We start from the raw sequence: 25,977 nt of genomic DNA, 5'->3' as shown, positions 1-25,977 counted from the left end.
TGATCCTTAGTTACGATTTGATGAGTTCTGCTTGCGGTACTTTTACTGGATCAACGTTGCAATCTGTTTTTCAATGTTCGATTGCTGTTGCAACAGCTTATTAAGTTGAACGTATTTATTATCAAGTTCGCTTGCGTGATACAGATCTAGCTGCGGAATTTGAAGTTTATAAATCTGTCTAGGCGTAAGACGGATTTGTGCCAGCTTATTAACAGAAAAGTCTCGGAAGCTGTACTCAAGTAGTGTTTGACCTGCAAGCGAGGTAAGGAAAAGAAAGAGTCGTTTGCCATCCCAATGGCCATTACCTTTGGCTCGTATCACAGTGAACAATTCGGAGCACAAATGCTCATGTTGATCTTCAATGGAATAGTATGCGACTTTGACGGTTTTTCGGTCTGCACTTTTATAAAGTAATACATCGCCAGGGTTCACTGGGCAATATCGTTGAATCTGTTGTGCTTTTCGGTGTGTTGTTTCAATCTGGTTCAGCTTAACTAGACCAAATTTGTTGATGGATTGATGAGTGATACGTTGAATCTTAACCTCTTCTGACGAGCTCGGCTGTGGTTCATCAAATTGGCATTGTCGAGCAGGTCTTATTAGATCAAAAGATCTATCAATATCGCTCCACTCTGAGGATGAGATAGAGTACTTGGATTCAATCTTTCGTTTTAGTTCGCTTAGGTTATGTTCAAAGGCTAGCTCATGCATTGTGTTGCGAAAATAGCGCTGGACGAGAGTGTGCCAAGGCGCACAAAGCGATTCAATCGCATTGATGTCGGTGGCGATAGCTATGTTTATTGGCGACTTGTCCTCATTTTCAATAAAGGCAACGCACTGGCTGAAGTCATTCCATACATTCAGTAGCTGGTTTGATCCGTCACTACTAATAAATATATCTATCTCATTACGAGTATCTTCGATTCGGAACTTTAATTTATGTCTAAAAAGCCTAGCTTTCACTTTAAAATCAACGTGAGTTTGGTTTCTGATTGAAATTTTTCCCATGATGTCAGACTGATATAAAGGGTAATCAATAGTGAAGTGGTCCCAGTTCCCTAGTGCTTGCTTTAGTCTGTTAAAGTTTTCAGGGTTGATGAAGATTTGTTGACAATGCTCAACAAAAAATAATCCTCCTAGGGCTGTGAGTTGTATGAAGTTGGTTGTTGTAGTGGTAAATTCACGTTGCGTTAAAATACCTAGGTCATAAAAGTAGGGTAGAGTAGCATCAAGTTTCTCAAGTGCTTCTTCTAGCGCAAAACACCCTTGTTCCTTTTGCTTTGTGATAAATCGGTCACGTTGTTCAAACCATTCTTTGTTTATGCTCATTCCTTATACTCCTAGGAAGTCATTTTTACGTTGCGTATATTGATTGAAAATTGCCTGCGCTATTTTGCCTGCACCTTTTTTTGAAGGTTCGATAGGTGACGCAGGAGCATAATCATCTGGTTCATTGCAAATGATGCGTAAATCAAGAACGGGGAATCGACGCTTGGTGGCTTCTCTTAAAATTACTTCGTTAAATATCCCAAGAGAGATTCTTTCCGCGTTTGATAGTGTTGGTATCCCATCATAAACGGTGCAAACAGTGAGCTTAGGAAATTTTCTACCCGCAAGGGCTAAGACGTGTTGGTAGTTTTGACGAAATTGTTCTCTTACCTGGTGCAAAGAATCTAATGCATCACCAACGTTTTTGGCTTTAACCTCGAGTAAACCTGAAACGGCGTAACTGAGTAAATCATTGCCGCCAAAAGAGAGATAAGCACATTGCAAATTGAAATGTGTTTTTGAGCAAGCTAGTGCTATTTGTCTTGGGACATCGGCTAAGACATGTCCATCTACGGCGAGCAGTTCGACTTGGGAGGTAGTCGAGTCTTTAGTTTGGATTAAGCTGGCCAGTTGCTCTGAGACTGACTCACCAGCACTAACATAAGGTGCATTGTCAAAGATCGAATCGCCTAATAAAACTATTTGGTCGGGTAAATACTTTGCTGTCGGTTCATTGATTCCAGTGTTCATGATTTGTACCTGTATTCGCGTTGTATCCTTACTGTACTAACTGGGTTGGCGATGCGTAAGTGTCGAAAAATGGTACATGCTTCATTTTGACGGTCTCTTATTCACGTTTGAGAAGCCCTTTATCATTAAGGATATTGAGTAGTTCGTCGTTGTTTTTAATACAAATTTGCTGATGGCTAGGATCTTTTTTATGGTGACTGAGGCTGAGTCCTAAACCATCCATAAGGTAGTTTATTTGTGACAACCGACTTGGTAAGACAAGCTCCCCATCACACATTCCATAGTCCCTTTCAATGAGTGATGCCTGATGGTGATTAAGTCGAGGGTCTGCTTGCAGCACAAGATCTATTGGTGTGTTCCAGTGAGTGTCTTCCTCTATGGGGTTGGGGGAGACGTCCAATACTTCTGGGTCACCAATAAAACGACTCAACACAAAATCGCGATAGGCTCTGTTTTTTTCACAGTACGCTCTAACATGCCAGCGCAAAGGGGTTTCTACCAAAGAATGCGGCGCAATAATCCGAGCTTCGGGCTCTGTCGAGTTCATCGATAAGTATTCTATTTCTAACCTTCGTCCTTTGCTGATCGCTCTTACAAGTGCACGCATTATAACGGGATCAATAGCCCTTGTAGGGGGCATCACTGATGTGACTTCTCGAAACCCGAGTGCAGAATGATTGCTTTTTGACACGAGGCGATCGTTAAGAGCTAGTAAGTTAAGATATTCGTCGATACTCCCTCGGGTAAAAATTGGTTGAAAGGCTTTCGACGCTTTATAACCCGCGAGCTGCATGTCGTATTCGAGGTTGTCCGGTGCATGTTCTCCTAAATAGGTATTAATTTCTCGAGAGGCTTGTTGTCGTCCAATATCGAAACAATTACACAGGTGTTTTGTGGTGACTCGCCCCTCCCAATAGGCAATGATTTCGATGACTTGGTAGCGTAGTCGTGTTTTTTTATTTATTTTTGTGTTTGGTGTACGTGCTTGATGTGTCATTTGAGTACTGCGTGTTTTTGAATATGGATTAACAGTGCAATAAAAAGGTCAGCAGGTGTTAAGAGGTAGGTCAAGAATCTGGAAATAATATATAAATACTCATCATGTACCAAAATAGGACACTTACGCTATCGTCTTGATTTAGTTAAGCTACTTTCAGTTTCATTGGTGGGATAAACATACATGAGCAGTATTGAAAGTAATAGGGAAGTAGAACAAACCATGTTAGACAGAGCGCAAGGTGCTATGGTCGGCTTGGCTTTGGGAGATGCATTAGGTACAACACTTGAGTTTAGTCCTAAGGATAGCTATTCACCATTGAATGATATGATCGGTGGTGGCCCTTTTCGTTTGAATGCTGGTGAATGGACTGACGATACCTCAATGATGCTGTGTTTAGCTGATAGTTTGTTAGCAAAGGGAGGGCATGATGCAAATGATCAGATGATGCGCTACTCCGCCTGGTGGAAGCAAGGGTATAACTCCGTCAACGGTACGTGTTTCGACATAGGCAATACTGTTGTGACAGCCCTCGAATCTTTTCAATGCACTAAGGTTGCTAATGCGGGCTCAACGGACGAGTTTACTGCGGGTAATGGTAGCTTGATGAGACTGGCTCCAATTCCTATATTTTACTCCCTCTTCAGATCAGCAACAGAGCAAGAGGTTATTCACGCAGCAACATCGAGCTCGATAACCACCCATGCAGAGCGTAGAGCAATAGAAGCCTGTCAGATAATGGCTTGGTTACTTTACCGTATATTTCAAAACACTACTCAAACACTAAGCAAGGACGATTTGTTTACTCAGCTCTCAAATTATTGGAGTGCCGTTGATATTCATAGTGATTTACTGCAAATTGTTCAAGGTTCGTTTTTGATTAAAGAGAGAAAAGAAATACGTGGGACGGGTTTTGTCGTTCACTCAATTGAAGCTGCACTATGGTCTTTTGCTCATAGCAATAATTTCAAAGAAGGAGCCTTACTGGCTGCTAACCTAGGTGAGGATTCCGATACAACTGCAGCTATCTATGGGCAATTGGCAGGTGCGTATTACGGGCATCATCAATTACCTTCTGATTGGCTCGATAAGCTTGCGTGGCATAAACATATTAAAGAACAAGCCACAATGCTATCAACAGTCCCCTCTATCAAAAGTATCGAGGAGATGCTTGCTAGGGTTAATGGAGCTGTTCAACAAGTAAAAGGTGATCTTCTCTACCAGCTTCTATATGAGTATGACTGTATTTTACGGGAGTATCGTTGGATGGATTTCTGTCATCGAGATTTAGTGTCTACAGATCTTGGTGCTTCTACTTCTGATGGTATTTATCCTAAACGTCAGTTTCTGGAGAACATGAGTTATTTGGAAGGCTTCCAATTTATTACTGCTGTTGTAAGGGGTGACAGGTTTTGTGATGGCTTGTGGCGTAATTTTACTGAAGATGGCTCGCTACAGGTTTGGTTAGAGCAAATGGCAACATTCGTGAAGAACAATAATAAATAAAGAGGGAATGATGGAACAACAGGTTCAAAGCTTATACGCAAATATTACATTAAATGATGTTCAGTTAGCTGCAATTTATTATCCAATTTTAATAAATATTGCTCGACATAAACATTGCCTAACTTACGGCGAATTAGTGACTCAAGCGAAAGAGTTGAACCCTGATGTTGAGTATGTACAACGTGCGATCCCTGTGTCGGCAGGTCGTAAGCTTGACGTCGTGCGTTTGTTTACTTCTGAGCGTGGCTTACCTGATGTAACCTCTCTTATTATCAACAAGACGATGGGCGAGTGCGGCAACGGCGTTTCTGAACACTTTAATCCAGTTAAGTTAAGAGAAGAAGTATTTGCGTATGATTGGACTTCTGTCTCTGAAGATTTCGATATGTACATTGAAACGGCGGAACAAAAGGCTACTCCTCCTATTAGGCTTTCACGTAATGACGCGAAGACTATGACGCTGGACTTTTTTAAAGCCAACAAAGCAAGTCTTCCGACAGCTATTTCCCAACACAGAGACGATATCATCAACTTGATCCTTGATGGGTATAAAACTGAAGAGGCGTTTAAGCTGGTTGGCGATAGCCTATAAATTGGTTTTTATTGGCGAGGTGAGATGAATCAATCAGATAGTTTGGGGAAAATGCGATGACGAACGAAAACTCAATAGTGTGTGTCGCGAAGCAGTTTTGTGATGGGTTGTGGGAGAACTACACTAGGCAATATCCAGAATTCGTTGTTCGTATTAACCCCATATTTGTGCACTTAGCGATTTATCAGCACCTTGTGAGTCATCGCTCTATTAAAGGTAGTAAAGGACGACGACGTCAGCAAGAGTTAGTTGACTCTTTTGAACAGTGGTATGAGGGAATAGAGCATGCTCGTTCAATAGATTGGATAAACTTATACAACGATGTTCTGGATACCATTCAGGGGGAGACTGGCGACTATAACTATGGCTTTGACGGGAGTTTCATTAGAGACTATGAACTTCAACAGGCTTGGGAAAGCAGTATTAACCATCAGCTCTTTCAGACATTGCCAACGTCGAACTCGCTTGTTGAAGAAAGTAACCTTAATCTAGAGGTTGTAAGGCAAATAGAGATCGTATTAGAGGACTTTGTACCTTCTCCAATTATTACATCTATACCCGGTGAGCAGGAATTGTTTTCGTTAATTGTTGATGATGTTTCACGCTTGCTGATTGGATCCCCGCGTGAAGCAGATGAATCCCATTTAGGTAGTTATTTATATTTGTTTCAATGTGCTGTATTCGGAAATGATAAATCGAAACAAGAGTGTGCTCAACTCGCGTCGCTGATTGAGACGAAAGTAAAAAGTATTCAAAGCGAGGGGGTTGCTCCTCACGCTATTGATTCGTTTTGGCAAATGGGATTGGGCTATTCCAATGAATTAGTAAAAGATTACAATCAACTGATTTCAATGTTAAGCGGTCAGGTGTTCACTGTGCATCGGGAGGACGTTGATGAGGGGGTTGAGCTAAGTATTTGGCGCTATCCAGAGAAAGATGAAACGTTAAAAAAGTTCATTCTGAGAGGTGATGGACGCTATGAGTTAACCGGAGAGCACACTCAACATTTTGATGATGCACGGGCAGTTGTAAAGCATTTGATGAGTAAGGCAGCAAATAAGTACTAAATAGATTATTTGGGAAGGAATAAGCCTGCACGTCAGGAGGATTTATATTTTTACTAGCGCTTAGCTATATCAGAATAGTCAATCAAAACATATACATTGCATAGATGGAGATTGTTTGGCAATAGCTTGCACTTTACAGTGTGATTAGATTCTCAGGCTCTAGTGTTCAGTAATCTAAAGGGGGATATGTAGTTGCACTTCTGATTATTGAACAGTAATCTAATAATAGTTACAATTTACATGGTGGTATAGGTGGCAATTGGATGGATTAAGTCAAGATTGGGTATTACTGATTTAGAACAAAGAGTTGATAACTTAGACTCAAAAATTGGTAATTTGGAGTCTCAAGTACAGGTGGGTCTTAAGCACTTTGGAAAATATAAAAGCAGAACCAAAGAAGAGTTAGTCTTAATTAGGGAACAAATCAATGACTTAATTGCAATTAGTAATGCAAATATGAATCAGCTAAATATTATGGAGGACAAGGAAAGGGCGAAGAAACTCCTTAAAAGACTCAAAAACCACAAAACGAGAGTTGATAAGCACATTAAACAAGTTGGGTGAAGTTTATGTCATTAAAGGAGCTTAGACAAAAAGCAGAAAAACAAGAACTCCAAGCATTTTATGAACTTATGGAGGTAGCACTTGAATGCTCAGAGGTTGTGAAAGGACTGTCTCCAACTAAGCGAAGGGCTTGGTTGACTGAGGTTTTGGAAGAAATGCTAGTAATCCAAGCATCCAAATGTGCTTTGTGTAAGACAGATATTGAATTTGGCTCATTTGAAGTTGACCATATTATCCCTCATTCTAGAGGTGGTGGAAATGAACGTACCAACCTCCAACTTCTTTGTAAGCTATGTAATAGAAAGAAGGGATCTTCAGTTGCTCCTCAAGATTTACTCCGATATTTAGAAAGCCGTTATATGAATCTTTAGGTATCTAGGAGAGGCTGTAACAGATTCTGTGTAATTGCCATTTAGTTAATGTGCTTTTCGAGACGTTCCTCGAACTCGATAATAAACCGACTCATAGCCTGACGCCAGTTTTGAATGGGCATTGTCCATTTCTTGCTGGCGTTTTTGAATGCTAGGTATACCATTTTCGTTGCTGCCTCATCTTCTGTAGTTGAGCGGTACACACGCTTTAGGTCAGCTGTGACGGCCTTAGAATCTTTTCATGACACATACTTTAATTAGTTTCGTACCATATGGACGATACACAGCTGAATATGAGTTTGAGGGGAAACCGTGTGTTGATGGCATCGGGAAACCCCTTTAATCCATCCACACAAGCAATAAGAATGTCTTCAACACTACGTTGATTAAGCTCAGTTAAAACACTCAACCAAAATTTAGCCCCTCGTTTTCTGCTATTCACATGCCCATGAGTTCTTTCTAACCATCAGTGTTAATATCTAGAGCAAGGAAGAGCGACTTATTGATAATACGCTTGTCTTGGTGGATCTTGACCACAATACAATCGAGATAAACGATGGGATAAATGGCATCAAGTGGCCTAGATTACTACTCAACTATTTCTTCTATCATCGCATTTGTCACTCATGATACGAGGTTAGGTGATATATCTGCGCTCCTACCTTGGAACTTCAAACATTAACAATATCGTTCCGTGGGTTCATGGAGCGCATGCGACGCAGCTTTTACCCGCCATAAAAAGAATGCCTATGTGAGGGGCGAGCTCACTCAAACGGTAGAAAATATTGAACGCATTGTTTAGAACTCACCTTGAGATACACGGCTCTAGAATGTTGGATTTATTATCTGAAAGTCTGACTAGTTAAGCCAATAAGTGTTTTATAAACCTATAAATATAGATAGTGGGAGGCTGTAGTGAAAAGAGTTTGTTCCCAAACAAATAAGCGACGCCCTAGGGCGTCGCTTCCATTCTAGTCTATCTTAGAATCAACAAATTATATGTTGGTTAGAACAGACGTATCATCTAACTGAGCATCGCTGTCAGTGCGAGGCATAGTCTCTAAGATAGTTTGCAAACGAGTTAGCTTAGCGTCAAGGACAGCTTGTTCTGCTGCAACTTTATTCTGCGCTCTTGCCATAAATGTTTGGATATATCCATTTAACAATACCAAACCTAAGCGGTTGTTCTCTTTAAGAACGAACTTACTATTTGAGTTAGGAAGACGAACAATTAAGCTTTGAGCTGTTGCTGTATGGTGTAATAACTTCGAAAAGTCATCAGCTGCACTAGCAAAGGTTGTTGTATCGTTAAAATCAAACGTGATAGGTGTTTCATAAGAATAAATTGCATCTTCTGTGTAAACACTTGCAAACTCACGGTAACCTTTACTTGCCGCTTGTAGACCAAGATCTGTGTTTTTGGTGGTTGAACCAAGCACAAACTGGTTAAGCATAGCGCGCAAAATACTGATATTTCCTGAAATAGGAAGGTTGAAGTATTGTGCTGCATCGTAAGCGAACGTTGGCATAGTTTCTATGTTCGTTGTTGCCCAGTCAGCCGATACGTTGTAATTGATATTTTGTGCCGCGTAGCCAGTCACTACTGCGGTAATTGCGTCATTATCCATTACACCATTGGTTGCAACTGAACCGCTATTATAAATATCACCGCTAAGTACTTGGTAACATTGCGCTTCGTTAGGATCATTAGAGTTACCAAATGTATTACCTAATGCTTGACGACAAATACCCATTTTTAAGATTTCGCCGGCAAAGTTACTATCTGCTAGTGCAGCTGTTGTACTTGACGTTTTTAAACGTGGGTGGAAACGACCTAGTAGTGTTCTCACCGCCAGTAGTTTGTCTGGCCATACACCCAATACATCACGATCGTTAATGTATGGATGGTTAGGATCAGCAATGTCTGCAGTTAAACTATTTAATGAGTGTCCAGTAAATTCTACACCTTTAGGCGTAATATCAATACTTTGTCCATCAAGTGTATAATGCTTGCTAGGTCCTTTAGGTAGTAAACGGTTGTTTGGACCTAATTGATCTAGTGCACTTTGCACCATTTTGTTTAATAGCTCTTGATGAGTATCGCCATCAACAATCACTTCACCTGGTTCAAGGTCTAACGGACCGTGTGCTTTAACATACTCTGACTTAACGAGATCAAATGGAAGATTCAAAAGACCTGGAGTCGGAACGGTAGCACCTGATGAATCAGTAGTCTCGCTTTCATAGTAGGCTGAAATGTTACGATTCACTTGCGATAGGGCAGTAGTCAATAAGAATTGACGTGCGTTATCGGTACCTGCAACTAGGTCACATACTAACGATGCGATATGTTCATCGTTGTAGGTAGCCATCAACATAGATAGGTTGCTTGGATCGTATTTACCAGTATCAGGATCTTGAGTGCGACACTGCGTAATAATACTGTGAATAATATTTTGGTGATCAAGACTCACAGAATCTTCACCAGAGCCTAATAGATCGTGTGAATCTTCAATAAACGCGTGTAGCGAGTTGAAGGTATTCATTCGACCTAGTATGTAAGACGTTAGGTAAGCCATACCATAGTCTTCTTGGCCATTACGGGTATTGTTTCTGGTGTAGCTAGCTTCGTAATCGTCAATTTTGTTGTGCACAATTTGTGCGCTGGTGAAGCCTGCGTCAAAGCGGTTACAAGTGTTGCCTAAGAAAACATTCTCATCTGTACAGAATTGGAAGCTCTTAAGTACTTTCTTCAGTTTAGCGTCAGTAACACCACGTGAGTAATGACCATAGCCTTCACCGCGACCGTCTAGATCGGCAATTTCAGCACGACGTTTTTGATCGCGTGGTTTAAGGGAGATGTAGTTCCCTTCAATTGGCGTGTCTTCTAGTCCTGCGTTTTTCGCACCTTTATATGCGGTTAGTGCAGCACTTGAAAGTTCAACTTTACGCGCATAACCAAAGCGTAGTGCCGCCATATCATAAGGGCCGTAACCGGTAGAGTAAGCGTCTAGGCTGTATTCCATACGGCTACTAGAGTTTGAATGCGGTTCAATGTTTGGATAACCCACAGAGGCCAGTTTTTGCTTCAATTTAGCCATTTGCGCATCATTGAAGTTGTAGTTCTCTGCGTCCACACTACCTAAGAAGTTGTGACGTAGGCCTAGGCTGTGTCCCATTTCGTGAGTTAGTGTACTTGCAAAAATTGCCGCTGATAGTTTCACTTTTAGATCTTGCTGATCTGCAACAGTCAAATCTTTGAAGTTTTTCAGCTTAGTATGGGTAGCATCGGTGTAGTAATTATCGCTGTTCCAGTTGATGCGATACTTGTTTGCCGCCTCACCTGGTAATTCACGTACGCCTTGTGGAAGGGTGCGGTAATCGCCGTTGCCAAATGCCGTATGTTCAAGCGCTTGAACGCTCAACATGTTGTTACGGCCAAGAGTGTACATGTCTTCTTGTTTAGCTTGTGCTTGACGTTCTAGGGATACTGTTTCGCCCATTTCACGGTCAGCAATGATATCGCTTTGTGTTTTGTGGCGAGCTAATTCCATCACTTGACTGTTAGACAGTGCGTCAAAACCGCCTGCAAGTACGTTTGCTAAATGGTTTAACTTCTCACCGAATAAGTAGCTACCGTTCGAGCCAGGCAGTACAGGGGTGATAACATAACGAGCTTGGTTAGCCGTTAAGCCAGATTTAGTCGCTTTGTATTTAATTGGATTAGCTACTAGCTCATCAAATTGTTCTTGCGACATTTTGCCGTGGTTGTATGCACGACGCAGACGTTGCCAGTACGGCGGAACCACATTGATTGCATTACCACTGTATTGGTTAACCACACCAGAAATAATTTCGCCGGTGAGTGGGTTTACGGCACTTGGCGCGTAACCTAATAGACCATTTGCTAATGGTTCATCGGCAAGTTCGATGATTGCATAGCGTAAATCACCAGATTGACGATCGCCTGCTGGAGCCAATTCAATTTGAGGAACGCCAGTGTTAAATACTTCGTTTTCTGCGTTGATTAAGGCAATACCTTGAGTTGCTGCCGCTAGATACGGTGCGTTCTTCGCTTCATAGAAGTTATTTGATAGATAGTAATGCAGTTTCGCTTTTTCAGGGTTCCAACGATTTAGGTATTGACGGAACTGACCATTTTGGTCGTCTTCGTTAAAGGTATCGTTGTGATCAATGCGAGTTTTAAAGAAGCCAAATGTAGAGGTTTCTTGCTCTGCGTAAGGAACAGGTTTGTAGTTTTCAGAAACTAGAGTGCGCGAATGAGCGTCGCCATCTTTACGAGGAGAATCAAGTGCAACAATCGAAACAAAGCTAGTTACTGTCAGAGAGTAGTTGTCTAGGCTGTCTTGTGGCGAGAAGTCTGCACAGGCAGCAGATGTACTTGCCGTGTAATCTTGTGCGATTTCTAAGTTGATCACGCCATTTTTTAGATCGATTTCATGACCGTTCCAAGTGACCTTTTTGCCGTCTGCTGTTTTTTCTGTGCGGTGAACAATACGTGGTGCACCCGCTTCAGTTAGACAGCGGCTGATATCCATGTCATTGAAACCAAGGTCTTTAACAGTGATGTTAGCTAAGTCAGGAACAAAGTATTTTTTCTGATCCCATTTTACATCGGCATCAGTGTTTTCTTCTTCTTGGTTAGTACACTTATTGTAGCTGTCAGTGGCACATTTATAGTCAATGTAGCTACCGTTGATGGTCACTAATGGACGAAGGTTTTCAGGGTTATCATATGGAGAGTATTCTTGTCCGTCACCGATAGCACCTTTATCTTCTTGTAGCACTTCAATGCCGTTTTCTGAACGGTGCAAAGTGACAAGTTTAGTATCGTTGTACCATGTGTTGCTGCCTAAAGACGCAAAATAACGCGGAGCTTTACGAATAGTACGTAGATAAAGATAGCGACGAGCATGATCTAGACCATCATCAGCTTTCACTGTTTGCTCGATATCAGCGCTCGCGATCATATCGGGATCTTTCGCAACCGTGTCATAAGACTCATCTCCAGGGCCGCAACCGAAAAGGCTGGCGGACACGAGTATTAGGCTGCAATGCAACAGACTTTTTCTCATATTTTGTTCCTATTTAAACTTGCCATAAGTGCTACACCACTTAGATGTACATCTCTATACAAGAGTCTGCGAAAGGGTGTTATTTGCGGCAAAACGGCTTCGCCTTGCAACAACATCACTTGCATGTGGGCAGTATGGGTGCACTCAACGTTACATAATTCTTAGTTGTCTTTTAAAAGACGGCTCAAAAAGCGGCCGTTATAAGTAGTGATAAAGCGTATTTTGCTGTTTATCGCTACCTATAATCTCGATTTTCTTAAAATGTGGGATAGCACTTTGCATAGACAAAGCGATATAGCAGTAAAATCGTGACAGGCTATGTTAGCGCATTACATGTGTTGCATTTCAAATCGATAAATAAGATTACGAAATTCGCTTGAACTTGAAGTGTTGTTTTACAGTGGTATGACAAACTAAAAATCGACGTTTTTTGCGAGTGAATCAGGTCTCTTTGTAGGAGAGTAGCAAGGGGGGGACAGAAATATGGGCAAAAGGGGATATAAAAGTTAGGTAAAAAAGCGACACCAAAAATGGTGCCGCTAGCATGCTTAGTCCATCAACAGAGCATTTACTGTGTCGCGATCTAAACGTTTCACAAGTTCAGTGATAAGTTTAGTAGTCGCGATGTAATCTTGTTTATGGATCATCGAAGTATGAGAGTGGATATAACGTGATGGAATACCGATTGAAATAGACGGTGCACCATTACCCGATACGTGCATCATACCTGCATCAGTACCGCCACCGTTTAATACTTGGTATTGGAACGGAATATCTAGCTCTTCACAAATAGTAATGCACAGTTCGCGCAGACCTTTGTGACCGACCATTGATGCGTCTTTTAATGTCAGTTGTGGACCTTTACCCATTACGCCTTTGTTGTCACATCCTGGAGTATCATCGGCAATACCCACATCGACCGCAATTGCGATTTCTGGTTGAACCAAGTTAGATGCAGTGCGCGCGCCGCGTAGGCCCACTTCTTCTTGCACTGTACCGACAGAGAACAATTGGTTTGGATGAGCAACGTCTTTTAGGTTGTCCATAACATCCAGAGCAATAGCACAACCAATGCGGTTATCAAATGCTTTACCTAGTAGGTAGTCTTTGTTCGCCATTTCACGAAATTCGATATATGGAGTGATCATATCGCCAGGTTTAATACCTAGAGCTTCGGCTTCTTCTTTTGTCGCAACGCCGATATCGATGAACATAGCGTCAATTTCAACAGGCTTAGCACGCTCTGCAGGTTTAAGGATGTGCGGTGGTTTGCTACCAATAACGCCGTGGATATGTTCGCCAGCACCAGTGGTGATTGTCAGTTGTTGCGCCAACATGACTTGGTTCCACCAACCACCAAGTGGCGTGAATTTAACAAAACCGTCTTTGTTGATTTCAGTGACCATGAAGCCCACTTCATCCATGTGGCCTGCAAGCATAATGCGAGGGCCATTTTCTGCGCCCACTTTTTTACCAATAATGCTGCCAATATTGTCTAATACAACGTCGTCTGCAACGCCTTCAAAGCGTTGCGCCATGTATTTGCGACACTCACCTTCGTTGCCTGGTACGGCGTTTAGCTCGGTCAGTTTTTTAAGTTCTAGAATTTTATTTTCCATCGATTTCTAACTCATTTGGGTTAAAAAAATAAAGTCGCCCAAAGGCGACTTTGTTATATATATCAGCGAGGTTTATTCAACAACAGGAAGTTGTTCCAACGCTTTTTGATCACGAGCTGAACGCTGTGCCAATACTTTGTATGCAGCAAATTTCGTTGCATCTGTATGACTTGCAGTGTCAGCAGCAAATGCATGAATTTTCTTAGTAACTAATTCTTGGTCTTGTAGCAAACTAGCCGCAAGAATGTTTTCAGGAGTTACTGTATACAATTTACCATTAAGGGTCATTGGGGTTCCTTGCACGTAATCAGAGGCTAAGTGAATGCCTACAAATTCACGCAATAGACGTGCATCATCCTTACTATTGGTATCACTGTCTGTTGAATATAGTGCTACTTGGTTAAGTAGAGCGTGGAACAGATTTGTTTCACCTTTGGTTACGCCGTTGTTACGGTCAAAACCAAAACCAAGCACAGCACTAGTGACATCTGGGCTTAGTGCTTCGATGTTTTGGTATACCACATCGTCATACGCAGGGTAGAAATCATCAACACTTGAGATACCTTCCCACTTCCAATGAGTCGTTGGAGTTTCCCCTGTAGTCAGGTCAAAGTCAGTTGGCAGTTGTGGGTATGAATTAGTGATTTGATCAATCGCCAATGCATTACAGTTTGCTTCAGGGCCAACTACTTTAGCGATGTCAGAACCATCGATGTCAGACATTGCTTTAGCATAGGTGCCATCAACATCAGCCATTGCCATACGACATAACATGCCTTTGAACAATCTATTGATTGGCGCAAAGTCAACCATAGCTTGGTGAGTCAAAGAACTAGTATTACGGTCAGTATGACGAGTAACGAGTTGTTGAATTGCAATTAAGCGATCAGGCCAGATACCCAGTTTATCCACTTCGTTAGAGTATGGATGTTCAGGATCGGCTACTTTAGCACTTGAGCTGTTTAGGCTACGACCAACAAATTTAATTACAGGCGTAAACTGGGAGTATTTATCCCAATACTCTTTTTTGATACCAACTTGAACAGCCATAAGGTCAAGCAATTTAGGGGCATCTGAGTATTGACTAATAACTTGTCCAGGTTGCAATTTATCGGCGTCATCTAAACTTGATAGGTCAAGGTCGTCGTATTTGCTCAGTAGGTAACTTAGGTTACTGACACTAGGCTTAGACCAAACAAGGTTGCCGTTGCTGTCTTTGAAGTTAATCAATACAGCAGCATCTGGCTGACTTGCTACTTGTAACAAGAACTTCGCAATGCGGTTCTTAGCATTTACGCGGTCACAATACCAAGCAGAGCTATCATTCGCACACCAAGTATCTAGTGAGTTATCGCGAAGATTGATGCGTTTTTCAAGCCCACCAACATCTTCGATGAACTCGTGCATTCTAGAAAAGCCACTTTTACGAGAACTAATGTACGCATTGTAGTTAGTGTCAAAGTAATTAGCGCGATCTGAACGAGTGTTACGTAGTGTGTAGTAGTTCAGGTAACGTTCAACGTAGTACTGAGCAATTTCGTCATAGTTAAAGCCAATATCGAAACGGTTACAGTCGCTGTTTAAATCAACGTGACCATCGGTACAGTATTTCCAACCAAAGAAGTTGCTGTAGCCATTGTCGTCAGATTTGCTATTCACTTTACCTGCTAGCTGTTCACTTAATAAGTTCACAGAGCCGGTGCGAGTTTTACCATTGTTGATATCTTGCGCCCACTCATCACGACGTTTTTGGTCAAGATCTTTTAGTGAGTGCCAGTAGCTTGCTTTATCCCAGTCATCAACAGTTGTAGCACGGTTGTCTTGGATTTCACGGCGGTAGCCAAAGCGGATTGCCGCTAAATCGTATGGACCAAAGCCCATGCCAAACATGTCATTCATGTACTCCATTTGAGTACTGGTTGACGTTGAAAGGCTTACATTTGGATAACCCAGTTTAGCCAGCGCTGCTTTTTGTTTAGCAATAGCTGTTTTGGTGTAGAAGTGTTTGTAATCCGTAGAGCCTTTGAAGTTATGGCGAAGACCAATACTGTGACCAAACTCATGGATAATAGTACCTACAAAACCAACCGCAGCGGTTTTAACAACCATGTCGTGACGAAGATCTTTAGGCAATTGTTTCAGTTGCTTAAGTTTGCCACCCACAATGCCGTCAACCCAAAGTTCAGGTTGTTTCCAATCAATTGCATAGCCTTTAACGCCTTTCGGTAGCACGCCATAGTTACCGCCAAGATTCATTGCGTCAGCAGTTAAAATATTGTGCTGAGAGTTGTAGTCCATACGGTCGTTATACAATTTAAGTATATTGTTGGCGTGTGCTACTGCTTGTTGGTTTGATTGGATATTGCTAGTGTCAGCATTTACTTTCTCTGATAGATCTTGCAATTCACTAAACTTAAGTGGCTGTTGAGCAACTCGAGTCATTGTGTCTTCCATCACTGGCAGTAGATTTGAACCGTTTTGCAGTGCAGCAGCCAATCGTGCGTCAGCTTCTTTAATCAAATCATCTTGATTACGTGGCTTAGCCGCCGTGTCAATTGCATTTGCAATATCAGCAGGAGCTTGAGCGGCATTTGCTGTGATACTTGCTTCAGTGTTGGTAGCGTGGGTGTAATCCGTTACGCCTTCCAACTTAGTATTTTGTAGCGGAGCATCAGGGTAGGTTGCACCAGTTGCTTCTTTTACAGAATCCGGGTTTAAACGACCAAGGTTATAGTCACGTACGAAAATATCGTAAGAGAAGGCAGCATTGCCTAGGAAGTTACCACTAAATTGGTTAAAGCCAGCACTTACGATTTCACCTGTGAGTGGATCGTCACTGCTGTTTGCTACACCCAATAGACCATTGTCTAGAGGTTGGTCAAATAGTCTTAGGAAGCTATAACGTAAATCACCGTAGCGTTTGTCTTTAGCTTGTACAAAGTTGATGTGAGGCAACCCTGTGTGGTACATGCTGTTTTGGGTGTTGATGATAGCTTCCGCTTCTTTAGCCGCGGCAAGGAATACGGCGTTATCTTCATCCCAGAAGCTGTTAGATAAGTAGTAATTTACTTCTTCTTTATTCGGATCAAAGCGGTTTAGATATGTGCGTTTGTAGCCAGTTTGATCTGATTGGTATTCGTTATCACGGTATGTGTGTGAAGTGGTAAAGAAACCAAAGGTGTTACCGTCTTCTTCTTGGTATGGGATCGCTTTGTAGTCTTTAGAAACGATCTTATCACGCTCAACCATTGAGAAGTATTCAGTGGTTTCAAAGCTGAGCTTATCCACATCCCAATCGCTGGCGAATTTAGGGATACAGCTTGCGCTCGGTACAGAGTAAACCGATTTCAACTCAAAGTTGATTACGCCATTTTTAAGGTCAAGAAGGTAGCCCTTCCACTGTTCAGCAGGTACTTTTGCCAATACAGAGCTGACAGGGTTTACCGCACAGCTTAGAGAGAACAAGTCGTTGTAATCTTGCTCAGCAATGCTGACATTAGAGAAGTCAGGTACGAAGTAATGTTTTTGGTCCCAAGTTAATGACTCACTTGAATCCACTTCTTCTTTGTTAGTACATTTATCGTAGCTGTCTTCAGAACATTTGTAGTCTACGTATTTACCGCCAATGGTCAGAATTGGGCGATAGTTGTTTTCTGTGTCAAAACGACCACTGTGTCCGTCACCTACATTGTCGGTGTCGAGTTGTACAACTTGAAGTCCGTTTTCAGTCATACGGAATTTTACTAACTTGACGTCATTAGGCACTTTACCACGTACTGCAGTAAGGTAACGTGGTGTTTCGCCTAGCATACGACGGTATAGAAAGGTCTTCGCTGATAGTGTATTGAGATCTGAAACTTTCAGCTCGTAAGGGGAGCGATCAACCTTGTCATACGCCTCATCCTTGGGACCACAGCCTACAAGTCCTATGGTTGCAGCAAGTATACTGCAACCTAATAAGCTCTTATTCATTATTATATCCTGGTAATAATTATACTAAATGACATGCTACTTTGTGCTCGTCGCAACTTAGGGTAGGGGAACGTTCAAAGCATCCTTTTTCAGCAAGACGGCACCTTGTTGAAAACGCGCACCCTTTTGGTGGATTCATTGGAGAAGGAATGTCACCATCTAAAATTATTCGGTCTTTCTTAGCCCATGGATCAGGCTGAGGAATGGCAGAAATTAGTGCTTCGGTGTAAGGATGTTTAGGTGTGTTGAAGACTTCTTCAGCGTTACCTATTTCTACAAACTTTCCTAAGTACATCACGGCAATTACGTCCGAAACATGTCGGACTACAGAAAGATCATGCGCAATAAAAATTAATGCGATGTTCATTTCCTTTTGTAAGTCAAGAAGCAGGTTTACGATTTGCGCCTGCACAGAAACGTCTAAGGCTGATACGGATTCGTCACATACGATCAGTTTTGGCTTAAGCGCAATGGCACGCGCGATCCCGATGCGTTGACGTTGGCCACCAGAGAATTCATGTGGGAAACGTGAAGCGGCATTAGGTCGCAATCCTACTTTGACTAACAATTCTGAAACCCATTGGTCTCGCTCTTTTGCTGTGCCTATGCCATGGATCTCGAAGGGTTCTTTGATGATGTCCCCGACAGTATGGCGTTGGTTTAGGCTCTCAAGAGGGTCTTGTAATATGATCTGCATTTCTTTACGAAGTGAAGTCATCTCTTTGGCATTTAAGTTCGTGATGTCACGACCTTCAAAGAAGATGCTCCCTGCAGTTGGCTCGTACAATTTAAGTAAGGTACGTCCTACGGTGCTTTTACCACACCCAGATTCGCCCACAAGACCAATGGTTTGGCCGGGATAGAGGTCAAAAGAGACGCCATCCACGGCATATACGTATTTTTTGGGTTGAAACAGTTTGTTGGAGACCAAAAAGTGCTGTTTCAAATCTTTAATTTGGAGTAAAGGAGTCGCTTGAGTCATTACATAACCTCTTTAACAGCAAGACAAGAAACAAGGTGGCCAGGTTCAACCAGTGCCGGCTCTGGTCTAGTGCTATGACAATGATCCATTGCTTTAGTACAACGGTTGACGAAGCGACAACCAGACGGCATATCTTTTAATTGTGGTACGCTGCCCTCAATGGTAGTGAGCTGCGTTTTTGGTACCGAAGAAACAGTTGGCATGGAAGCCAACAGCCCCTGTGTATAAGGGTGGGTAGGTTTACCAAAGATTTGATAAACGTCGCCTTGTTCAACGACATTACCGGCATACATAACCGCAACGTCATCACAAATTTCAGCCACGACACCTAAATCGTGGGTAATGAACAAAATTGCCATTCCCAACTCTTCTTGCATGCGTTTCATCAGCTCAAGAATTTGCGCTTGAATGGTCACATCCAATGCCGTAGTAGGTTCATCAGCGATCAATACTTTGGGCTCACAGGCGAGCGCCATCGCAATCATGACACGTTGACGCATACCACCTGAAAGCTCATGCGGGTAAACATCTAAACGTTTTTCCGGCTCAGAAATGCCCACTTTTTTGAACATTTCTAGGGCGGCCTGACGGCGGGTAGCGTCTGTGGTGTATTTCGTGCTATGCAGTTCATACACTTCTTCCACTTGCTTGCCGACACGCACTACTGGGTTTAGCGCTGTCATCGGATCTTGGAAGATCATTGAAATATCATGACCACGAAGTTTGCAGCGCTCGGCTTCGTTAAGTTTGGTGATATCACGACCTTCAAACAGTATTTCACCTTCAGTCACGCGACCGTAAGGTTGGGGTAGTAGGTTCATGATTGATGCTGCAGTGATACTTTTACCACAGCCAGATTCACCAACGATGCCAAGGGTACGACCTTTGATAACATCAAATGTCACGCCGTTTAGCGCGGTAATATCACCTTCATCGGTATTGAACTTAGTGGTCACGTTGTGCAGTGACAGCAATGCTTTATTTGACATACTTAGACCTTATTGACCGATGACTTGAGTGCTTAAATGCGTCATTTTAGGGAAGGTTTTGCCTTCACTTTTTGCTTGTAGAACTTCATGTTTTAGATCGGTGTCGATCCACATTAATCCCTGATCAAGACTATTTTCGTCGAATAAGAATCGAGATTGTGCAGAACCTACTTTGTCTGGCAGGCGAACATAACGCCAATGCGCCGCGCGAGTAAATTGCGACACAGTCCCAGGGATAAAGCAGTTGGATGCCATTACCATGCGTTGGATTTTGTTCGATTGTTTTACTTGCTCAGCGACCGTAGACGCCTGATCAAATTTGGCAATCAACTTGTCCATTTCTGGATTGGCAAAACTGAAAAAGTTGTTGGTTTGCGGAACAATATTGCTGGAATGGAAATACTGTCGGTACGCAGGGTATAAGCCTGATGACATAGACAAGTAAGCCATTTGGAATTTCTTCTCTAATAGCGATTTAAACCCAGTTGAGCCATCAACCAGTTTCAACTCAAGATCCAAACCTGCTTTTTTAGCTTGTTCTTTTAGGATAATCACGTCGGCGGTATTGCGCGCACTTAGGTAAGTCAAGGTCACTTGTAGTGAATTACCTTGCTTGTTGTACAGCAGTCCATCCGAACCTAACGTGCTATAGCCCGCTTTGGCAAAGTGTTTTTTCGCTTCGACAGGGGAGAAGGGCTTAACACCTATATCTTTTGGCGTGGCATAAGCGCCGACTAACGTACCAAAGCCATTTTGTCGTGTCGATTCACCATGACGGACGTGCTTGATAACAGATTCAAAGTCGATGGCGTATGCAACACCTGCGCGAAGTTCGCTGTTTTTAAGCAGTGGATCGACCATGTTAAGCCACAGGCCAGAAGCACCTACAGACACTTCGTTATTAAGCATTGATTTAACAATGTAACCCTTTTGGAAAGGTTCAGAACTGGTTTTATCAAACCATAATTTCTGCGAGTTGATGTTGAACACATCCAACTCACCTTTCTCAAAGTAGCGATAGGCTAAATCTGGGTCGCGAATGACGGAGAAACGAATCTTATCTACGTTAAAGCGATTTTTAAGATAGCGGTTATGGTAGCCCCACCAATCTTTAACGTGTGACATCTCAATCGTACGGCCTTTTTTAAGTGCCGAAACGTAGTACGCACCTGTTGTTGGCTCTGCTTTCCAGTTGTATTCACGGATGTAGTTTTTACCAATACCATTTTTGAAAAAGTGTCTTGGTTTCGGTTGCAAGTTAATGCGGTCGATAAGCAGATCTTCCGGTAACGCATCAGACGATTGTAACGAAATAGTGTATTTATCGTAGATGGTTAGATTAACGATTTTTTCGGTGTAGTAGTTGCTATAAAACGGTGCGTGTACGTTCTTGTTTTTTACGTATTCAAATAGAAACGCATAGTCATCTGCGGTGATTGGTACACCATCAGACCAAGTCGCTTTTGGATCTAAACGGAAATACATGGTTTTGCCGTCTTTACCAAATGCCCATTGCTCAGCCAGCTCAGGATAAGGTTGTAGCGTGTTTGGATGGATGCCTACTAGGTTTGGATGGCCATCCATTAAGTATGAACGAAACGAGGTATTCGAGTCTGGACCGATAGTACGCATAGTCAATGGGTATGACGGAACATACAAGTTAAGCGTGCCACCACGTTTGGCCTGTTCACTGGCAAACAATGGCAGATCCGGATTTGATATCCATTTTAAGTCTTTAGGCAGTTGCGGAGCTTGTTTTGCCTGTTGAGTCGTTGCTGGCGCTGATGTAGCTGGCGCGGCATTGGCGTAAACAGGCGCTAATAGTGTTGTTCCTAATAGCGCAACCAATAACGTTGATAGTTTTAGTGTATTTAGATTCATGATATTAGCTGTACTTAGTTTGTTTCTTAGGATCGAAGGCTTCACGAATCGCTTCACCGATGAAAGTAATCATGGTGAGAATTCCCACAATCGAGAACACAACGGAACTCATGATCCACCATGCATCAAGGTTGGATTTACCTTGTTGCAATAAATCACCCCAGCTTGGGGTAGGGGGAGTTAAGCCTAAACCTAAATAGTCGAGTGCAGTCAAGGTAGAAATGTTGGCAACAATGGTAAACGGCGCCAAAGTGACAATCATTACTAGCGTGTTCGGTAGGATGTGCTTGGTGATGATGCGCCATGTGCCAGCACCTTGTGCTCTGGCCGCCAGTACGTATTCACGTGCTCGCTCTTTGTAAGAAATGGAACGCATGTACCAAGTGATTGGAATCCAACCAAACAGGACGTTGATAAAGACAAACAGGGCAAAGTTCGGCTTCATTATCGAGACTAATATCATGATCACGTACAGCATGGGTAACATGGACCAGATTTCAATAATACGTTGCATAATGAGGTCAAACTTACCGCCTAAGTAGCCCATAGCACTGCCGACGATAACCCCAATGAAGTAACAGATGGCGAGTGTAATAAAGGCGTAGAAAATGGCGATACGGAAGCCGTAGATCAATCGCGCTAACACATCTCGACCTGAGTTATCAGTACCAAGATAATGCTGAGAGTGCGCGTTAGGCGCGCTAGGTGGGAAGCCGTTAGAGTAGTCTTGCTCTAGTGGATTCCAAGGTACGATAGGCATGATGACCCAGTCGCCCTGATCTTGTTTTTCAAACTTAGCTTGTAGTTCGCGATAGTTCGCTTCGTAGCCGTATTGCTCACCAAAATCATTACCAGTACGCATTTTCGAATACGTTGGGAAGTACAGGTGACCTTGGTAAGAAACCACCAAGGCTTTACTGTTGACCAGTGCCTCTGAAAACAGTGACAGCACGACCAGCAGTACTAAAAATATAAGAGAAAAGTAGCCTCGTTTAATTGAACGAAAGCGTGCAATTTTCTTTTTAGTTAATTCATCAAAGTTAAACATTATTTACCAAACTTAACGCGAGGATCAACGGCTGCTACACACAGATCCGATATGATATTACCGAACATAAGCAGCAGTGCAGAAAGAGACAGAATACCCATTACAACAGGGTAATCCCTTTGAATAATAGCTTCGTAGCCAAGCAGTCCAATACCGTCGATATTGAATACCACTTCAATTAAGAATGAGCCCGCTAGGAAGACACTGATCACTGAACCAAAGTGGCTCGCAATCGGAATGAGACTATTTCTAAGAGCGTGTTTGTAGACTGAATCTTTGTAAGTTAAGCCTTTGCTTACCGCTGTTTTGATGTAATCCGAGGATAGGTTCTCAAGTAAGTTGTTTTTCATCGTCATGGTTAAGATGGCGACGTCGGCAATGGTGTAACAGATCACCGGTAAGATGGCGTGAGTAAACAGATCCTGCACTTTGCCCAATAAGGTGAGTTCTTCAAAATTATTGCTGGTGAATCCCCCGAGAGGTAACACGTCAAAATAGAAGGCAAGTAAGGAAAGCAATAGCACCCCTAGCACATAGTTTGGCATTGAATAGCCAATAAAAATGATGACCGAGCTGATATTGTCGCCTTTGCTACCATGGTGAATCGCTTTGTATATCCCCAGAGGAATTGCGATACCGTAGCTAAGAATTAACGCTATAACACCGTAGAATAAAGACACCGGCATACGCTCTTTAATCATGCTCCAAACCGGATCATAGTAACGGGTTGATACGCCAAGGTTGAGGTGAACCAAGTCTTTCAACCAGTCTGAGTATGCGATATAGACGGGTTTATCCATGCCGTACAGTGCTTTTAACTCGTTGATTTCACTTTCAGAAAGGGTCTGAGAGGCTGTTTTAGCCCCACCGCTCATTTGCATTTGTGAGATCATTCGTTCAACAGGGCCACCTGGAACAAAACGAGTCAAACAAAAGATCAGTACTGTTATTCCTAAAAAGGTAGGAATAATCAGTAAAAGTCTCTTAATAAAATAACCTAGCAATTTAATTTCCTTACTTTGTATTGACTGCCTAGAACGAATAGTAGGTTGTTAGGTAGAAATGAGGGTCTTTATCATCGAACAGCTCTGACACAGGGCTTGGACCGTGTTCTGGGTCGTAGTACTGCGCGCTGTTGGTGTAACCGACACCCACGTAAATATTGTCGGTAGCTTGATAGCCCAACTCTTCAGTATGGCTGATGGTTGGATAAGTGGTAGAACCTTGGTAGGTGATGTAGTTGTAGTCATCTAAGCTGACAGTGAAGTAAAACTTGTCAGAAATTTGGTACGTCGTATCAAGGGTTAAGCCTAAGCTGTATTCAGTTAGGTTTGTGCCGCCAGCGGTTTTGTACTTATTAAAGTACTTAGTGACCGATGGAGTAAGAGATAGGCTCAAACCATCAACATAACGGTCTACATCAAATGAAATTGGCACATAGCCTTTTAAACCAAAGTAAAGATGAGTGTCTTGAGAGTATTGTGTGGTTGGTAAAATGACTCGACCTTGCACACCAATAGTAGTGAAATCATCAAAGAAGCTATAAAGGTTGTTGTATTTTGCATACAAAGAAGTTGATGACATACACCAGTAATCTTTGGTGTGTGTAGAACAGTAAGCGGTATCTAGGTAGTAAACACCGGTAATAACGCCTGCGCTGAAATTTGGTGTGAACTGATAACCTAATTTTAGGTCAATAGAGAAACTGCGATCGTCTCTATAATCGCTTGCCCAATCATCGGAGTAGGTGCCGGCGACATAACCAGTAAATGCTGGTTGGAAAGTTTGGCTTGAATCTGTGTCTGCATTTTGATTATTAGCTATAGTCGTTTCATTTGCCAAAGTCGTTGTCGCGGTTAGCGAAAGTAGGGCAAGTAAAACTCCGTTTTTTACCACTAGATTTGATCTGTTCAATTTGATATCTCAATAAAAATGAAAGTGTGTACGTATTGAGAGGGATTAAGAAACAATCAATAGCACTATAATAGGTTAATAAACCACTCTTAATGCAATCGACAGTTTCTGTAGATGTATATACGGGTAGTTGAATATTCTGAGTAGTTATAGAATTAGCAATCCTTACTAACTATAAAGCGAACAAACTCATTAAACCTAATTAGCGATAACTCAGATAGGCATAAAACAACTAACGACAATACTTAGTTAATAAAGGTGATCGAAAGATTGACTTATATCTATGCGAGCTAGTTCCCTCACACGCGTGTTACTAAATTTTATAGTATATTACTCACTTATGCTTTTGATATAAATCAATATAAAAAAATCAAAATCATCCATATATAAGAACAAAACTTTCATTTTTCGTCACTTAATAACCAATAAGTATTAGGGTGAAGTAGTTGCAATCATTAAAAATGAAATATTAAAAACCATTTATATATTAATGAGAAATGAATTCTATTTATAAGTTAATATGTGACTTGATTTCTATTAATTGAATTATTATTTAGGAAACGTGGAATTTATTTGAAATAGTGAATAATGACTATTCTTTGCTAAATGAATGCACTTCTTGTGGTGAAAGGTAACGCCACTGCCCCGGCTCAACATCTAATGTTAATGTGCCTATTTGCTCTCTGTGCAGGCTAACCACTCGATTGCCTATTGCTGAGAACATGCGCTTCACCTGATGGAACTTCCCTTCAACGATACATAGACGAACGTCTTTCTCTGATAGCACCTCTAAAGTAGCAGGGCGCGTAGGCGCAGACTCTCCTTGCAGTAAGATACCTTGTTTAAATCTCTCTTTGGCATCAGCTGCAATATCTTTAGCAAGAGTGACACGATAAACCTTGGGGCACTTATGCTGTGGATTGGTGATAGCAAATGACCAGCGTCCGTCATCCGTGATTAATACCATACCTGTGGTATCGGCATCTAAACGTCCGGCGATATGCAGCTCTGAGACCTTCTCTATTTGCATTGAATTAAATAATGAGGGATAGACTTCGTCGATATTAGAACAAATAGTGCCACTTAGTTTATTCATTACAATATACCGAAAAGGTCGAGGGGTAAGCACTTGATTATTTAACTTTATGACATTGTTTTCATGTACTTGGGTTTGTTCTTTCGTCTCTATATTGCCATTAATAGAAACGTGCCCGTTATGAATATGAAACAATGCATCTATTTTATTTAAGTCGGTGCTTTTACAAACAAATTTATCAAGACGCATAGCTATCACATTGCATTATTTTTAACCTTTATCTTATTTTTCAATACGCTGCTGTTTAAAGCATGGATACTTAAA

General features: G+C 42.0%; 18 protein-coding genes and 1 pseudogene. 5 read left to right on the top strand and 14 right to left on the bottom strand.

Features of this window, described 5'->3' with window-relative positions; translation table 11 throughout:
• Positions 1-42: 42 nt before the first annotated feature.
• From OCU38_RS07520 to OCU38_RS07510, 3 genes are all read right to left on the bottom strand, one after another.
• Positions 43-1,329 carry a hypothetical protein gene (locus tag OCU38_RS07520; RefSeq protein WP_261822606.1) on the bottom strand — a complete coding sequence of 429 codons (1,287 nt, stop codon included), beginning with the start codon at positions 1,327-1,329 and terminating at the stop codon, positions 43-45.
• A gap of 3 nt (positions 1,330-1,332) precedes the next feature.
• The gene (locus tag OCU38_RS07515) at positions 1,333-2,019 is read right to left on the bottom strand and encodes an SGNH/GDSL hydrolase family protein (protein WP_261822605.1); all 687 of its coding nucleotides are present in this window, start codon (positions 2,017-2,019) and stop codon (positions 1,333-1,335) included.
• A 97-nt stretch (positions 2,020-2,116) separates the two neighbouring features.
• Positions 2,117-3,016 carry a helix-turn-helix transcriptional regulator gene (locus tag OCU38_RS07510; protein ID WP_261822604.1) on the bottom strand — a complete coding sequence of 300 codons (900 nt, stop codon included), beginning with the start codon at positions 3,014-3,016 and terminating at the stop codon, positions 2,117-2,119.
• Between the two features lie 183 nt (positions 3,017-3,199).
• On the opposite strand from OCU38_RS07510, the gene OCU38_RS07505 reads away from it, so the two are divergent.
• The 5 genes from OCU38_RS07505 (at position 3,200) to OCU38_RS07485 (ending at position 7,116) form a co-directional block, all read left to right on the top strand.
• Positions 3,200-4,522: an ADP-ribosylglycohydrolase family protein gene (locus tag OCU38_RS07505; RefSeq protein ID WP_261822603.1), complete on the top strand. Its 1,323-nt coding sequence runs from the start codon at positions 3,200-3,202 to the stop codon at positions 4,520-4,522.
• A gap of 7 nt (positions 4,523-4,529) precedes the next feature.
• The gene (locus OCU38_RS07500) at positions 4,530-5,114 is read left to right on the top strand and encodes a hypothetical protein (protein ID WP_261822602.1); all 585 of its coding nucleotides are present in this window, start codon (positions 4,530-4,532) and stop codon (positions 5,112-5,114) included.
• Between the two features lie 56 nt (positions 5,115-5,170).
• Positions 5,171-6,181, top strand: coding sequence for a hypothetical protein (locus tag OCU38_RS07495; protein WP_261822601.1), 1,011 nt, complete (start codon positions 5,171-5,173; stop codon positions 6,179-6,181).
• Positions 6,182-6,433: 252 nt separating this feature from the next.
• Complete coding sequence (locus tag OCU38_RS07490) at positions 6,434-6,745, top strand: hypothetical protein (RefSeq protein WP_261822600.1); 312 nt, start codon at positions 6,434-6,436, stop codon at positions 6,743-6,745.
• Positions 6,746-6,750: 5 nt separating this feature from the next.
• On the top strand, positions 6,751-7,116 hold the full coding sequence (locus OCU38_RS07485) for an HNH endonuclease (protein ID WP_261822599.1): 366 nt from the start codon (positions 6,751-6,753) through the stop codon (positions 7,114-7,116).
• 41 nt (positions 7,117-7,157) lie between these two features.
• Here OCU38_RS07485 and OCU38_RS07480 read toward each other — a convergent pair.
• From OCU38_RS07480 to OCU38_RS07430, 11 genes and pseudogenes are all read right to left on the bottom strand, one after another.
• Positions 7,158-7,701: pseudogene (locus tag OCU38_RS07480) on the bottom strand (IS256 family transposase); the annotation flags it as partial.
• A 410-nt stretch (positions 7,702-8,111) separates the two neighbouring features.
• Entirely contained in the window at positions 8,112-12,212 is a 4,101-nt protein-coding gene (locus OCU38_RS07475) for a zinc-dependent metalloprotease (protein WP_261822598.1), read from the bottom strand.
• 548 nt (positions 12,213-12,760) lie between these two features.
• Complete coding sequence (locus OCU38_RS07470; RefSeq protein WP_261822597.1) at positions 12,761-13,831, bottom strand: M42 family metallopeptidase; 1,071 nt, start codon at positions 13,829-13,831, stop codon at positions 12,761-12,763.
• A gap of 72 nt (positions 13,832-13,903) precedes the next feature.
• Positions 13,904-17,803 (bottom strand): zinc-dependent metalloprotease, encoded by a 3,900-nt coding sequence (locus OCU38_RS07465; protein WP_261822596.1) that lies wholly within the window; start codon positions 17,801-17,803, stop codon positions 13,904-13,906.
• Between the two features lie 19 nt (positions 17,804-17,822).
• Positions 17,823-18,785, bottom strand: a complete 963-nt coding sequence (locus tag OCU38_RS07460; protein ID WP_261822595.1) for an ABC transporter ATP-binding protein — start codon at positions 18,783-18,785, stop codon at positions 17,823-17,825.
• Entirely contained in the window at positions 18,785-19,774 is a 990-nt protein-coding gene (locus OCU38_RS07455; protein WP_261822594.1) for an ABC transporter ATP-binding protein, read from the bottom strand. The genes OCU38_RS07460 and OCU38_RS07455 overlap by 1 nt, the downstream gene beginning before the upstream one ends.
• A gap of 9 nt (positions 19,775-19,783) precedes the next feature.
• On the bottom strand, positions 19,784-21,655 hold the full coding sequence (locus OCU38_RS07450) for an extracellular solute-binding protein (RefSeq protein WP_261822593.1): 1,872 nt from the start codon (positions 21,653-21,655) through the stop codon (positions 19,784-19,786).
• Between the two features lie 4 nt (positions 21,656-21,659).
• Positions 21,660-22,703 (bottom strand): ABC transporter permease, encoded by a 1,044-nt coding sequence (locus tag OCU38_RS07445; protein WP_261822592.1) that lies wholly within the window; start codon positions 22,701-22,703, stop codon positions 21,660-21,662.
• A complete protein-coding gene (locus OCU38_RS07440; protein ID WP_261822591.1) occupies positions 22,703-23,707 on the bottom strand; it encodes an ABC transporter permease subunit in 1,005 nt (334 codons plus the stop codon). The genes OCU38_RS07445 and OCU38_RS07440 overlap by 1 nt, the downstream gene beginning before the upstream one ends.
• Positions 23,708-23,735: 28 nt before the next feature.
• Positions 23,736-24,617, bottom strand: a complete 882-nt coding sequence (locus OCU38_RS07435; protein WP_261822590.1) for a hypothetical protein — start codon at positions 24,615-24,617, stop codon at positions 23,736-23,738.
• A 592-nt stretch (positions 24,618-25,209) separates the two neighbouring features.
• Positions 25,210-25,902: a pseudouridine synthase gene (locus tag OCU38_RS07430; RefSeq protein ID WP_261822589.1), complete on the bottom strand. Its 693-nt coding sequence runs from the start codon at positions 25,900-25,902 to the stop codon at positions 25,210-25,212.
• Positions 25,903-25,977 lie beyond the last annotated feature (75 nt).

Origin of the sequence: Vibrio neonatus, from assembly GCF_024346975.1 — a bacterium.
Lineage (GTDB): Bacteria > Pseudomonadota > Gammaproteobacteria > Enterobacterales > Vibrionaceae > Vibrio > Vibrio neonatus.
This window is presented reverse-complemented; position numbering and strand designations above follow the sequence as displayed.